The sequence below is a fragment of the Herbaspirillum sp. GW822-FHT03A08 genome, assembly GCF_058801885.1.
The window spans coordinates 1-13972 of record NZ_JBXANR010000010.1 but is presented as its reverse complement, the minus strand read 5'-3'; the positions used below and the strand labels follow the sequence as shown (position 1 = coordinate 13972).

Annotated in this window: 12 protein-coding genes; 11 read left to right on the top strand and 1 reads right to left on the bottom strand. The window is 58.8% G+C overall.

Annotated features, from left to right (window positions below):
* The first annotated feature begins 26 nt into the window (after positions 1 to 26).
* The 6 genes from nudB (at position 27) to AC1RN6_RS23680 (ending at position 6256) form a co-directional block, all read left to right on the top strand.
* Positions 27 to 539 (top strand): dihydroneopterin triphosphate diphosphatase, encoded by a 513-nt coding sequence (gene nudB, locus AC1RN6_RS23705; protein ID WP_493007932.1) that lies wholly within the window; start codon positions 27 to 29, stop codon positions 537 to 539.
* 56 nt (positions 540 to 595) lie between these two features.
* Positions 596 to 1390 carry an endonuclease/exonuclease/phosphatase family protein gene (locus tag AC1RN6_RS23700; protein WP_493007931.1) on the top strand — a complete coding sequence of 265 codons (795 nt, stop codon included), beginning with the start codon at positions 596 to 598 and terminating at the stop codon, positions 1388 to 1390.
* A gap of 82 nt (positions 1391 to 1472) precedes the next feature.
* Positions 1473 to 2633, top strand: a complete 1161-nt coding sequence (gene clsB / locus AC1RN6_RS23695) for a cardiolipin synthase ClsB (protein WP_493007930.1) — start codon at positions 1473 to 1475, stop codon at positions 2631 to 2633.
* A gap of 218 nt (positions 2634 to 2851) precedes the next feature.
* A complete protein-coding gene (locus AC1RN6_RS23690; protein ID WP_493007929.1) occupies positions 2852 to 4300 on the top strand; it encodes a catalase in 1449 nt (482 codons plus the stop codon).
* A 260-nt stretch (positions 4301 to 4560) separates the two neighbouring features.
* Positions 4561 to 5736, top strand: a complete 1176-nt coding sequence (locus tag AC1RN6_RS23685) for an acetyl-CoA C-acetyltransferase (RefSeq protein ID WP_493007928.1) — start codon at positions 4561 to 4563, stop codon at positions 5734 to 5736.
* Between the two features lie 142 nt (positions 5737 to 5878).
* Positions 5879 to 6256: an RNA-binding S4 domain-containing protein gene (locus AC1RN6_RS23680; RefSeq protein WP_493007926.1), complete on the top strand. Its 378-nt coding sequence runs from the start codon at positions 5879 to 5881 to the stop codon at positions 6254 to 6256.
* Here the strand turns inward: AC1RN6_RS23680 and AC1RN6_RS23675 are convergent.
* The gene (locus AC1RN6_RS23675) at positions 6241 to 6540 is read right to left on the bottom strand and encodes a hypothetical protein (RefSeq protein WP_493007925.1); all 300 of its coding nucleotides are present in this window, start codon (positions 6538 to 6540) and stop codon (positions 6241 to 6243) included. The genes AC1RN6_RS23680 and AC1RN6_RS23675 overlap by 16 nt on opposite strands.
* Between AC1RN6_RS23675 and AC1RN6_RS23670 the strand changes: the two genes are divergently transcribed.
* From AC1RN6_RS23670 to AC1RN6_RS23650, 5 genes are all read left to right on the top strand, one after another.
* A complete protein-coding gene (locus AC1RN6_RS23670; RefSeq protein WP_493007924.1) occupies positions 6528 to 7241 on the top strand; it encodes a TetR/AcrR family transcriptional regulator in 714 nt (237 codons plus the stop codon). The two genes, AC1RN6_RS23675 and AC1RN6_RS23670, sit on opposite strands and share 13 nt — an antisense overlap.
* Positions 7242 to 7338: 97 nt before the next feature.
* Complete coding sequence (locus tag AC1RN6_RS23665; RefSeq protein WP_493007922.1) at positions 7339 to 9129, top strand: acyl-CoA dehydrogenase C-terminal domain-containing protein; 1791 nt, start codon at positions 7339 to 7341, stop codon at positions 9127 to 9129.
* 213 nt (positions 9130 to 9342) lie between these two features.
* Positions 9343 to 11730: a 3-hydroxyacyl-CoA dehydrogenase/enoyl-CoA hydratase family protein gene (locus AC1RN6_RS23660; protein WP_493007921.1), complete on the top strand. Its 2388-nt coding sequence runs from the start codon at positions 9343 to 9345 to the stop codon at positions 11728 to 11730.
* A gap of 44 nt (positions 11731 to 11774) precedes the next feature.
* The gene (locus tag AC1RN6_RS23655; RefSeq protein ID WP_050479961.1) at positions 11775 to 12971 is read left to right on the top strand and encodes an acetyl-CoA C-acyltransferase; all 1197 of its coding nucleotides are present in this window, start codon (positions 11775 to 11777) and stop codon (positions 12969 to 12971) included.
* Between the two features lie 75 nt (positions 12972 to 13046).
* The gene (locus tag AC1RN6_RS23650; protein WP_493007920.1) at positions 13047 to 13811 is read left to right on the top strand and encodes an enoyl-CoA hydratase; all 765 of its coding nucleotides are present in this window, start codon (positions 13047 to 13049) and stop codon (positions 13809 to 13811) included.
* Positions 13812 to 13972: the final 161 nt, after the last annotated feature.

Here is a 13972-nt window from a genome sequence, read left to right as displayed (position 1 = left end):
GCAACGTTGTCACATGCTTAAGAAAAATGAACCGCCCATTTAAAATTCCCGAGTCCGTCCTGGTCGTTATCTACACGGAACAACTCGACGTCCTGTTGATCGAACGTACCGACAAGACCGGTTACTGGCAGTCGGTGACGGGCTCCAAGGACACGCTGGACGAGCCTTTGACAGAAACTGCCCGGCGCGAAGTGGGCGAAGAGACAGGGATCTTTGTCAGTGACGAAATCAGTGTTTCGCCGACAGCCGCCAATCGCGTTCCGTGCGATCATCTGAGCGACTGGCATTTGTCCAATGTGTACGAGATCTATCCGGTCTGGCGGCATCGTTATGCGCCAGGCGTGACGCGCAATACCGAGCACGTGTTCGGCTTGCTGGTGCCGCAGGGCATTCCGGTGACGCTGGCGCCGCGCGAGCATACGCGTTACCAGTGGTTGCCGTATCGCGAGGCGGCCGATCAATGTTTTTCACCGTCGAATGCAGAGGCGATTCTGCAATTGCCGCAATATGTCTCCGCAGGATCAGATCGTTCCCAATAACCAGTTGTGGCTGAGATAGCCCATCTGGTAACACTAACAAGGGGTTTTGCCGATCTATGAAGTTACGCATAGCCACTTACAACATCCACAAGGGCGTCACCTCCTTTAGCGGGCGCCCGCGCATTCATGCGTTGAAACAGGCGCTGACCCAGCTCGACGCCGATCTGCTGTTCCTGCAGGAAGTGCAGGGGCGGCACGATCGGATCGCCATCCGCCATGCCGCGCATTGGCCGCAGCAGGCCCAGCATGAATACCTCGCCGGCGAGTCGCACCATGTCGCCTACGGCATGAATGCGGTGTACGACCACGGCCATCACGGCAATGCCTTCCTCTCGCGGTTTGCGATTGCTTCATCGCGCAATCAGGATGTTTCCGACCACGCTTACGAGTCGCGCGGCATCCTGCATTGCGTGGTCGACATCGACGGCGCCGAAGTGCATTGCTACGTCATTCATCTGGGTTTGTTTGCACGCAGCCGGCATCGCCAGACCGCCGCGCTGATCGAGGCAGTGCGCGCTTCATCGCCGCCCGATGCGCCGCTGATCATTGCCGGCGACTTCAACGACTGGGGCAACAAGCTGAGCGATTTCCTGCGGATTCGTCTGGGGGTCACCGAAGTCTTCGAGCAGCAATCCATGCCGCATGGCCTGATGGGTTATCTGCGCAAGCTGGGCGGCATGCGGCAGGTGGTACAGCCGGCGCGTACTTTCCCGGCATCGATGCCCTGGCTGCGGCTGGACCGCATCTATCTGCGCGGGTTTGAAGTGGAGTCGGCGCAGGTCATGCGCGGCGGATTATGGGCCACGCTGTCGGATCATGCGCCCATCGTGAGCACCTTGCGCTTAAAATGACGCCAACGCCACTTACGCTGGTTTCTCCCTTGCCGAATTTGCCCACTCTGACGTCGATCTTCACCCGCTTTCCGGCTCCGCCATGCGCGTAATCAGCTATAGCGGCGACAACAACATCACGCTGCTGCGCAGTGGCGCTGAGTTCTTTCCGGCGCTGATTGCCGCCATCGACGACGCCCACGTCGAGATTTATCTCGAAACCTATATTTTCGCCATCGACGATACCGGGATTCTGGTGCGTGACGCCTTGACGCGCGCGGCTAAACGCGGCGTGATCGTCAGCGTCATCACCGACTGGGTCGGTACAGGCCGGGTTGCCAGCAAGCAGGTCAAGGCCACGCTGGTTGACGCCGGCGTGCAGCATCGCTCGTTCAATCCCTGGTTTCGGCGCGGCGTGGCGCGCAGCCATCGCAAGCTGTGCGTGGTGGATCGCAAATGGGCGTTTGTCGGCGGACTGAACATCATCGACGATTTCATCGATGATGCCAGTCACTCGGTCTTGCCTGCGCCGCGCTGGGATTTCGCAGTGCAGCTCAACGGCCCGCTGGTCGAAGCAATCCACGAAGAAATGCAAAACCAGTGGATACGCACCGGTAAGATGAAACTGCGCGCACGCTGGGACAAATTCAAAATGGCGCGCTATACCCGGCACGGCACGGAGCCGGGGCAGGCGCTGGCCGGTCTGGTGGTGCGCGATAACCTGCGCAATCGCCGCACCATTCAGCGCGCCTATCTGCAGGCGCTGGGGCGGGCGCGCGAAACGGCTTTTCTTGCCAATCCCTATTTCGCACCGGGCCGCAAGCTGCGCCGGGCGCTGGAAGAGGCTGCCAAGCGTGGCGTGAAGGTAACCTTGCTGCTGGGCGTGGGACAGTTTTATCTGCAGGATGCGGTGGCGCATTCCTTTTATCCGAAACTGCTGCGCGCCGGCGTGCGCATCATCGAATACACCAAAACCCAATTGCACGCCAAAGTCGCCGTCATCGACGACGAATGGGCGACGGTCGGTTCCAGCAATTACGACGGCCTCAGTCTGTTCGTCAACCAGGAGGCCAACGTGGTCGTCAGTGACATCGACTTCGCCCACACCCTGCGCAACGAGATCGAAGTCGGCCTGAGCGAAGGGCGGCTGGTGCAGTTGGCGGATTTCGAGCATTCGGCGTGGTACAAGAAGCTTTGGTACGGCGCGGCCTTCCTGTTCTATCGCGGCGTCATCCACATCATCACGATGGGACAGGACGCCTGATCTTCGTTTTGTAATTGTCTTTAAACAAGATTGCGCCATAATGCAGTTTCAAATTTGCCTGCTGTCCGGCAAATTTGCCCTCGTAATGAAATTCCTATCTCATCAATAAAGACAATCAATTTCTTAAATTCAATTGATTTCGTTAAAGTTCATGCAGCACCGCATCACGCTGGATACAGATGCGGGTCTTCTAACCTGGATTTTTTAAGGGATGTGACATGAGCAACAAGTTAACTACTTCCGCAGGCGCGCCGGTCGCCGACAACAACAACATCCAAACTGCAGGCCCACGCGGCCCCGCTTTACTGCAAGACGTCTGGTTCCTCGAAAAGCTCGCCCACTTCGACCGCGAAGTCATTCCCGAGCGCCGCATGCACGCCAAGGGTTCGGCAGCATACGGCACCTTCACCGTGACGCACGACATCACGAAGTACACGAAAGCCAAGATTTTCTCTGAAGTCGGCAAGAAAACCGATCTGTTCCTGCGCTTCTCGACGGTTGCCGGCGAACGTGGTGCTGCCGATGCAGAGCGCGACATCCGCGGCTTTGCGATCAAGTTCTATACCGAACAAGGCAACTGGGATCTGGTCGGCAACAACACGCCGGTGTTTTTCATGCGTGACCCGCATAAATTCCCCGACCTGAACCGCGCCGTCAAACGCGATCCCAAGACCAACCTGCGCAGCGCCAACAACAACTGGGACTACTGGACGCTGTTGCCGGAAGCCCTGCATCAGGTCACCATCGTCATGAGCGACCGCGGTTTGCCGCGTTCGTATCGTCACATGCACGGTTTCGGCAGCCACACTTTCAGCTTTATCAACGCCGCCAATGAGCGCTTCTGGGTCAAGTTTGCCTTCAAGACTCAGCAAGGCATTCAGAACCTGACTGACGCCGAAGCCACTGAACTGGTCGGCCATGACCGCGAAAGCTCGCAGCGCGATCTGTTCGACTCGATCGAGAACAAGGACTTCCCGCGCTGGAAACTGTTCGTGCAGATCATGCCCGAGAAGGAAGCCGGCAGCTATCACATCAATCCGTTCGACCTGACCAAAGTCTGGCCGCACAAGGACTATCCGGAAATCGAAGTCGGCGTGCTGGAGCTGAACCGCAATCCGGAAAACTACTTCGCCGAAGTCGAGCAGGCCGCTTTCTCGCCAGCTAACGTCGTTCCTGGCGTGGGTTTCTCGCCGGACAAGATGCTGCAAGGCCGCTTGTTCTCGTACGGCGATGCGCACCGTTACCGTCTGGGCGTGAACCACTACCAGATCCCGGTCAATGCCGCGCGCTGCCCGGTTCACACCTCGCACCGCGACGGCGCCATGCGCGTCGACGGCAACCATGGCGCGACCTTGGGCTACGAGCCGAACAGCTACGGTCAATGGCAAGAGCAGCCTGACTTCCGCGAACCGCCGCTGGCTCTCGAAGGCGCCGCCGATCACTGGAACCACCGTGTCGACGACGACTACTATTCGCAGCCGCGCGCCTTGTTCCAGCTGATGACGCCAGCGCAGCAACAGGTGCTGTTCGAAAACACCGCACGCGCCATCAACGGCGCATCGGAACCGGTCGTGCAGCGTCATATCGACAACTGCACCAAGGCTGATCCGGCGTATGGCGCGGGTGTGGCGAAGGCGATTGCTGCGCTGAAGGCCGGCAGCAAGTAGTCAAAGAAGCAAAGGCGCAAGACATACTGCCCGGAAGGCCAACATGTCTTGCCCCAAGATGCAGAGAAAACGCCGCTGTCCCACAAGGACGGCGGCGTTTTTTTATAGACAAAGATCTTTGAATAAATGCGGTCTTCATACCGAAAATCCACCGTATCGCATTCGCCGTTGAAATGGACTAAGATGGACATCCCGGATTTCAACAAGCAAGTCAGTCCACCCCCGGAAAGACTTCGGATATTTAATCAAAGGAGTGAAACATGGATGACGTCGTTATTGTTGCAGCACAGAGAACAGCAGTTGGTAAGTTCGGCGGTTCCTTGTCGAAAATTGCCGCCTCGGATCTGGGCGCGCAAGTCATCAAAGCATTGCTGGCGAAGACAGGCATCAAGCCTGAAAGCATCAGCGAAGTCATCCTCGGCCAGGTGCTGACAGCCGGCGTCGGCCAGAATCCGGCGCGCCAGGCAGTGATCCGCTCCGGCCTGCCTGACATGGTGCCGGCCTTCGTGGTCGGCAAGGTCTGTGGCAGCGGCCTGAAGGCCGTGCAACTGGCGGTGCAGGCGATCAAATGCGGCGACGCACAGATCGTCATTGCCGGCGGCCAGGAAAACATGAGCGCTTCGCCACACGTGCTGAACAATTCGCGCGACGGTTTCCGCATGGGCGACGCCAAGCTGACCGACACCATGATCGTCGACGGCTTGTGGGACGTTTATAACCAGTACCACATGGGCATCACCGCCGAAAACGTCGCCAAGAAATACGACATCTCCCGCAAGGAGCAGGACGAATTCGCCGCTGCTTCGCAAAACAAGGCGGAAGCTGCGCAAAAGGCCGGCAAGTTCAAGGACGAAATCGTCCCGATCGAAATCAAGAGCAAGAAAGAAACCGTCCTGTTCGACACCGATGAGTTCATCAAGCCGGGCGTCACCGCCGAAGCGCTGGGCACGCTGCGTCCTGCTTTCGACAAGGAAGGCACCGTCACTGCCGGCAACGCTTCCGGCATCAATGACGGCGCTGCTGCGGTGATCGTAACCTCGGCCAAGCTGGCGGCAGAACTCGGCCTGCCGGTGCTGGCCAAGATCAAGTCGTACTCGTCGGCCGGTCTGGACCCAAGCATCATGGGCATGGGCCCGGTGCCGGCGTCGCAACTGACCTTGAAGAAGGCCGGCTGGACACCGCAAGATCTGGATCTGATGGAAATCAACGAAGCCTTTGCGGCGCAAGCGATCGCGGTCAATAAGCAAATGGGTTGGGATACCAGCAAGATCAACGTCAACGGCGGCGCCATTGCGATCGGTCACCCGATCGGCGCATCTGGTTGCCGCGTGCTGGTCACGCTGCTGCACGAAATGGTCCGCCGTGACGCCAAGCGCGGTTTGGCCAGCCTGTGTATCGGTGGCGGCATGGGCGTGGCGCTGGCAGTCGAGCGCTGATAGCGGAGCGTTGATGCGGTTTGCCGGCGGCACATCGCCGGCAATACCGGTAGCGCGTGCAATACCTGCTGCAGACGTGCCGGCCTTGATGAATGCGAGGCCGGCATTTTTTATTTTGTATCGATTCAGGGCATGGCGGACTATGGCTGACGTTACACGCATCGACAAATGGCTTTGGGCGGCGCGCTTCTTCAAGACGCGTTCGCTGGCCACCGATGCCGTCGAGCGCGGCAAGGTCAAGTTCAACGGCGACCGCACCAAGCCGGCGCACAATGTGAAGATCGGAGATACCTTGCTGATCGATAATGGCGCCACCGAATGGGAAGTGGTAGTCTGCGGCATCTCCGACAAGCGCGGCTCGGCCGCCGTGGCGCAGACGCTGTACGGCGAAACCGCCGCCAGCCTTGAAAAGCGCCGATTGCTTTCCGAGCAGCATCATTTCTTCCGCGAACCGGCCTCTGCCCTTAAGGGCCGTCCGACTAAGCGCGATCGCCGTTTGCTGGATCAGTCTTCTTCCTGATTTCTCCCGTTTTTTCTTTTGCAATGCGTCGGGCCGTGCGGTTCCGGCGCGCTTTTCCGTATTTTCCATATTCTCGCCGGTACTGCCGTCAGCGCTTTTTCAGCGTGGTGATGGCAATTTTGCGACGCCGTCATTTTTCGTTTGACATTTGGCATGCAATGAATAATAGTACGACCGTTCGCATAAAAAATTTTGAGCTGCCCAGGTAAGCTGAATACAACAATAAAAACCGGTGCAGCACGTAGCAGTTGGCGTTTTTCGAGATACAACAATGATTGAGACATCATCCTCCGTGACACGGCCGAAGTTCATGCGCAAGGGCGAGCTAACGCGCGCCGCCATTCTTGACGTGGCGCTGGAGCTGTCCAGCCGCGACGGCCTGGAAGGACTCACCATCGGTTTGCTCGCCGAGAAAATGAAGATGAGTAAATCCGGTGTGTTCGCGCATTTCGGCTCGCGCGAAGATCTGCAGATCGAAGTGGTGCGCCTGTACCACCATCGTTTCGAGCAGGAAGTGTTCTATCCCAGCATCAAGGAGCCGCGCGGCCTGCAGCGCCTGCAAGGCATGTTCGCGCGCTGGGTCAAGCTGGTCAGCGTGGAAATCGCGCTCGGCTGCATCTACATCAGCGGCGCGGTCGAATACGACGACCGTCCGGGCGCCATCCGCGACCATCTGGTGGCGATGGTGCAGGCATGGCGCGACGCGCTGCATCGCTGCATCAACCAATCCATGGAAATGGGCCACCTGCGCGACGACATCAACGTCGAGCAAATGGTCTATGAAATCTACGGCCTGATTCTAGCGCTGCATCACGATGCGCGTTTTCTCAAGATCCCGGGCAGCGTGGAACGCGCGCAGGCCGGGTTTGACCGCCTGATCGACAGCTACCGCAACCCGCAGGCACCGCAAGTTTCGGCGGCCGCCAAGGCGGCCGGCAGCAAAAGCACGAAGAGCACGAGCGCGGCTGCCAAAAAAGCCGCTTAGTCAGTTTGAGATTTTAGTTTCGAATTTTCAGTTTTAAATATTACTGAGCCATTTCACGGCTCATTTCTTGATTCATCAGTTCTGCCGGAGACAAAACATGCCCCAATACAACGCCCCCCTTCGCGACATGCAATTCGTTCTGCATGAATTGCTGAAGGTAGAAGACGTCCTCAAGACCTTGCCGGCGCACGCCGATACCAACCGCGAACTGATCGACCAGGTGCTGGAAGAGGGCGGCAAGTTCACTTCGCAGGTGCTGTTTCCGTTGAACCATTCGGGCGACCGTGAAGGCTGCACCTACAACAAGGAAACCAAGACCGTCACGCCGCCGAAGGGCTACAAGGAAGCCTACAAGCAATATGTGGAAGCCGGCTGGGCGGCGTTGTCCTGCGATCCGGAGTTCGGCGGCCAGGGCTTGCCGCTGGTGATGAACAATTCGTTCTATGAAATGCTGAACTCGTCGAACCAGGCATGGACCATGTATCCAGGCCTGTCGCACGGCGCTTACGAATGCATCCATGCGCATGGTTCCGAAGACCAAAAGGCGCTGTACCTGCCGAAGCTGATTTCGGGCGAATGGACCGGCACGATGTGTCTGACCGAAGCGCACTGCGGTACCGACCTGGGTTTGCTGCGCTCGAAGGCCGAACCGCAAGCGGACGGTTCGTACAAGATCACCGGCAGCAAGATTTTCATCTCGGCCGGCGAACACGATATGTCGGACAACATCATCCACCTGGTGCTGGCGCGTCTGCCGGATGCGCCGCAAGGCTCCAAGGGTATTTCGCTGTTCATCGTGCCGAAGTTCATGCCGAATGCGGACGGTTCGCTGGGTTCGCGTAATCCGATCGCTTGCGGCGCCATTGAAGAAAAGATGGGCATCCACGGCAACGCCACCTGCCAGATGAATCTGGACGGTGCAGTCGGCTGGCTGATCGGCGAGCCGCACAAGGGCCTGAATGCGATGTTCGTGTTCATGAACGCCGCGCGTCTGGGCGTCGGCATGCAAGGCCTGGGTCTGACCGAAGTCGCCTATCAGAACGCGCTGGTCTACGCCAAAGACCGCATCCAGATGCGCAGCCTGTCGGGCGTCAAAGCACCGGACAAGGCAGCCGATCCGATCATCGTGCACCCTGACGTGCGCCGCATGCTGCTGACTGCCAAGGCCTACGCCGAAGGCGGCCGCGCATTCTGCTCCTACGTCGCGTTGCAACTGGACAAGGAACTGAATCACCCGGACGAAGAAGTCCGCAAGGAAGCCGCCGACCAGGTCGCGCTGCTGACGCCGGTCGTGAAGGCCTTTATCACCGACAACGCCTGGATCGCGACTTCCGAATGTCTGCAGGTCTACGGCGGCCACGGCTACATCTCCGAATGGGGCATGGAGCAATACGTGCGCGATGCCCGCATCAACATGATTTATGAAGGCACCAACACCATCCAGTCGCTGGATTTGCTAGGTCGCAAGATTCTGATGGACAACGGCGCCAAGCTGAAAAAGTTCGGCGCGCAAGTTCAGGCTTTCATCGAAGACAACGGCACCGACGAAGCGATGTCCGAGTTTATTTCACCGCTGGCCGACATCGGCGACAAGGTCAGCAAGCTGACCATGGAAATCGGCATGAAGGCCTTCCAGAATCCGGATGAAGTCGGCGCCGCCGCCGTGCCCTACCTGCGCGTCGTGGGCCATCTGGTCTACGCCTACTTCTTCGCGCAAATGGCGAAGATCGCACTGGAAAAGCAGGACTCCGGCGACAACTTCTACAAGTCCAAGCTAGCGACTGCGCGTTTCTACTTCGCGCGCTTGCTGCCTGAAACTGCGACCCTGATTCGCCAAGCGCGTTCCGGCTCGGCCAACCTGATGGCGCTGGACGCTGATCTGTTCTAAGTATCCACAACCAGGCTGCAAGCGTGACGGCGAGGCAAGTTTTCGAACCTCGCCGTCACGCCAGTGTCATCACAGCACAGCATGCTGTAAAAAATTGCGGGAAGGCGTAGAGTGTCGCAGACCGTTCGGTTTTTTTGCCGGGTTTTCATCGTTCTTTGCGACCTGCTTCCTGATTAGCCAGACCTCATTTCTGCATCATTAAAGGAGACACGCGTGTCCAACTTCATCGTCAAAAAAGTAGCCGTCCTCGGCGCGGGTGTGATGGGCGCCCAGATTGCAGCGCACTGCATCAACGCCAAAGTGCCGGTCGTGCTGTTCGACCTGCCGGCCAAGGAAGGTCCGAAAAACGGCATCGTCCAGCGCGCCATTGAAAACCTGAAGAAGCTTAGCCCGGCGCCCTTGGGCAACAAGGAAGACGCGTCGCTGATCCAGGTCGCCAACTACGAAGACGACATCGAATTGCTCAAGGGCTGCGACCTGATCATCGAAGCCATCGCCGAACGCATGGACTGGAAGCATGATCTGTACAAAAAAGTCGCGCCGCACATCGCGCCGAACGCCATCTTCGCTTCCAACACTTCCGGCCTGTCGATCACCGCGCTGTCCGAAGGTTTTGATGCTGAACTGAAAGCGCGCTTCTGCGGCGTGCACTTCTTCAACCCGCCGCGCTATATGCATCTGGTCGAACTGATCCCGACCGCCACCACCAATCCGGAAATCCTCAACCAGCTCGAAGCCTTCCTGACCACCACGCTGGGTAAAGGCGTTGTGCGCGCGTTCGATACGCCTAACTTTGTCGCCAACCGCATCGGCGTGTTCGGCATCCTGGCCACTGTCATCGAAGCAGAAAAATACGGTCTGTCGGTCGACGTCGTCGACGATCTGACCGGCGCCAAGCTGGGCCGCGCCAAGTCGGGCACCTTCCGTACTGCGGACGTGGTCGGTCTGGATACCATGGGTCACGTCATCAAGACCATGCAAGACAACCTGAAGGACGATCCGTTCTTCTCGTCGTATGCCACGCCGCCGTTGCTGGCGAAGCTGGTCGAACAAGGCGCGCTGGGCCAGAAGAGTGGCGCCGGTTTCTACAAGAAAGTCGGCAAGGACATCCTGCGCATCGATCCGGCCAAGGGCGATTACGTCCCGGGCGGCGGCAAGGCCGACGACATCATCGCGCGCATCCTGAAAGAAAAGGATCCGGTCAAGCGCATGAAGGCGCTGCACGATTCCACCAATCCGCAAGGCCAGTTCCTGTGGGCGATCTTCCGCGATGCCTTCCACTACATCGCCGTGCATCTGGAAACCGTCGCCGACAACGCACGCGATCTCGATTTCGCGATGCGCTGGGGCTTCGGCTGGAGCGTCGGCCCGTTCGAGACATGGCAGGCTTCCGGCTGGCAGCAAGTCGCCACCTGGATCAAGGAAGACATCGACGCCGGCAAGGCGCTGTCGACAGCGCCGCTGCCGGGCTGGGTGTTCGACGGACGTGAAGGCGTGCACAGCGCACAAGGTTCTTACTCGCCATCGAAGAAGGCCAACGTCGCCCGTTCCGAACTGCCGGTGTATCAACGCCAGGCGTTCCGCGCACCGCTGGTCGGCGAAGGCGCTGCCGACGGCAAGACTGCCGGCACCACCTTCTTCGAAGACGACTCGGTCCGCATCTGGCATCAGAACGATGACGTGCTGATCTTGTCCTTCAAGACCAAGATGCATGTCATCGGTCAGGGCGTCATCGACGGCATGAACAAGGCCATCGACGAAGCCGAGAAAAACTTCAAGGGCCTGGTGATCTGGCACGCGGACGCAGCCGAGGGTGGCGCATTCTCGGCCGGCGCCGACTTGCAATCGATGTTGCCGCTGTTCATGTCGGGCGGCGTCAAGGCCATCGAGCCGGTCGTGCATCATCTGCAGCAGGCGCATCAACGCCTGAAGTACGCCAACGTCCCGGTCATCGCTGCGGTCGCTGGCCTGGCGCTGGGCGGCGGCTGCGAATTGCTGCTGCATACCGCTAAGCGTGTGGCTTCGATCGAGTCTTACATCGGTCTGGTGGAAGTCGGCGTCGGCCTGATTCCTGCCGGTGGCGGTCTGAAAGAAGCGGCCGTGCGCGCCGCCAAGGAAGCCAAGGGCAACGACATCCTGCAATTCCTCAAGGACTACATGCTGGCGGCCGCTACCGCCAACGTTTCCAAGTCGGCGCTGGAAGCGCGCAAGCTGGGTTACCTCAAGGCGGATGACGTGATCGTCTTCAATCCTTATGAGTTGCTGCATGTGGCCAAGGTCGAGGCGCGCGCGATGTTCGACTCCGGTTACCGTCCCGCACTGGCGCCGCAAGTCTCGGTGGTCGGCCGCTACGGCGTTGGCACCATCATGGCGCAATTGGTCAACATGCGCGATGGCGGCTTTATCTCCGCACATGACTTCAAGCTGGGTCAGATGATCGCTGAGATCGTCAGCGGCGGCGAAGTCGAAGAGGGCAGCGTGGTCAACGAGCAATGGTTGCTGGATCTGGAGCGCAAAGCGTTCATGGAACTGCTGAACCATCCGAAGACCCAGGAACGAATCATGGGGATGATGCAAACCGGCAAGCCGGTTCGTAATTAATGCACGTGAATGCACGCATCCACATAAAAAATCAGGAGCCATAAATGACCAAACAACTTCAAGACGCCTACATCGTCGCAGCGACGCGCACTCCGATCGGCAAAGCGCCGCGCGGCATGTTCAAGAACGTGCGCCCGGACGACCTGCTGGTGCGCGTGATTCAATCCGCAATTGCGCAAGTCCCGGGTCTCGATCCGAAACTGATCGAAGACGCCATCATCGGCTGTTCTTTCCCGGAAGGCGCACAAGGCCTCAACATGGCGCGTAACGCCGTGCTGCTGGCCGGCTTGCCGAACACCATCGGCGGCGTGACCATCAATCGCTACTGCGCATCCGGCATCACTGCGGTCGCGATGGCGGCAGACCGTATCCGCGTCGGCCAGGCCGATGTCATGATCGCCGGCGGCGCCGAGTCGATGTCCATGGTGCCGATGATGGGCTTCCATCCATCGATCAACATGGGGGCCTTCAAGGATGAAAATATCGGCATGGCCTACGGCATGGGCCTGACCGCTGAAAAAGTCGCCCAGCAATGGAAGGTCTCGCGCGAAGCGCAGGACGCTTTCGCTTTAGCCTCGCATCAGAAGGCGATTGCTGCGCAGCTGGCCGGCGAGTTCAACGATGAAACGACGTCGGTCGACATCATTGAGCGTTTCCCTAACCTGGCGACCGGTCAGATCGACATCAAGACCCGCACCGTCAACAAGGACGAAGGCGCGCGCGCCGACAGCACTATCGAAGCGCTGACCAAGCTGAAGCCTGTGTTCGCCGCCAAGGGCAGTGTCACCGCCGGTAACAGCTCGCAGACTTCCGACGGTGCCGGTGCATTGATCCTGGTCAGCGAAAAGATCCTCAAGCAATTCAACCTGACGCCGCTGGCGCGCTTCGCCTCGTTTGCAGTGCGCGGCGTTCCACCGGAAATCATGGGCATCGGTCCGAAGGAAGCCATCCCCGTCGCCCTGCGCGCGGCCGGCATCACTCAGGATCAGTTGGATTGGATCGAGCTGAACGAAGCTTTCGCGGCGCAAGCGCTGGCCGTGATTCAGGATCTTGGCCTGGATCCGTCCAAGGTCAACCCGATGGGCGGTGCGATTGCGCTCGGCCATCCGCTCGGCGCGACCGGCGCGATTCGTGCGGCGACTACCATCCACGCGATGCGCCGCAAGAACCTGAAATACGGCATGGTCACCATGTGCGTGGGTACAGGCATGGGCGCGGCAGGTATTTTCGAACGCATGTAAGTCAGAATCAAAACGACAAGTTTAGGAATCAAGCCGCACAGTCACTGGCCGTGCGGCTTTTTTTATCGGAGACATATGGACATTCAAATCACCAAAGAAAATGGCATCCTGACCATCGGCTTCAATCGCGAGGAAAAGAAGAACGCCATTACCGCCGCGATGTACCAGCAGTTGGCTGACGCCATGAAGGACGCCGAAGCCGACAGCGCCGTGCGGGCTATTCTGTTCATCGGCAAACCGCAGGCCTTCAGCGCAGGCAACGACCTGGAGGACTTCCTTAAGAATCCTCCCAATAGCAAGGAGGCGCCGGTGTTCCAGTTTCTGTGGGAGATCAGCCACGCCAGCAAGCCAGTGGTCGCGGCCGTTTCCGGCGTTGCCGTCGGTATCGGGACGACGCTGCTGCTGCACTGCGACCTGGTCTATGCCGCAGACAATGCCAAATTCTCGATGCCGTTCACCCAGTTGGGGCTATGCCCCGAGGCTGCGTCGTCTTTGCTGTTGCCGCATCTGGTCGGTTACCAGCGCGCTGCCGAGAAACTGCTGCTCGGCGAGGCTTTCGATGCGGCGGAGGCGCGCGACATGGGTATCGTCAATCGTGTCATGACAGTGGATGAACTGCTGCCCTTCGCTCAGAAGCAGGCGGCCAAGCTGGCGGCGCTGCCGGCGAGTTCGATTCGCATCACCAAGCAATTGATGAAAAAGAACCGCGTCGCCGCGACTGAGACGCAGATGGGGGCGGAAATCGATCACTTTGCCAAGATGCTGACTGCGCCGGAGGCGAAGGAGGCTTTTACGGCCTTCTTCGAAAAGCGCAGGCCGGACTTTACGAAGTTCGCCTGATTGCTTTGTGGGCGCGGGGCCGCAGTTATTAAGCGTTGAGATTCGTGCCGTGCGATGTCCCCATATATAGAGGTGCATATCGATGTAAAAAACTAAGCCCATCCCGTCAGGGATGGGCTTAGTGCTTTTGGGTTTGACTTTTGTTTGCGCTGTAATCCAGT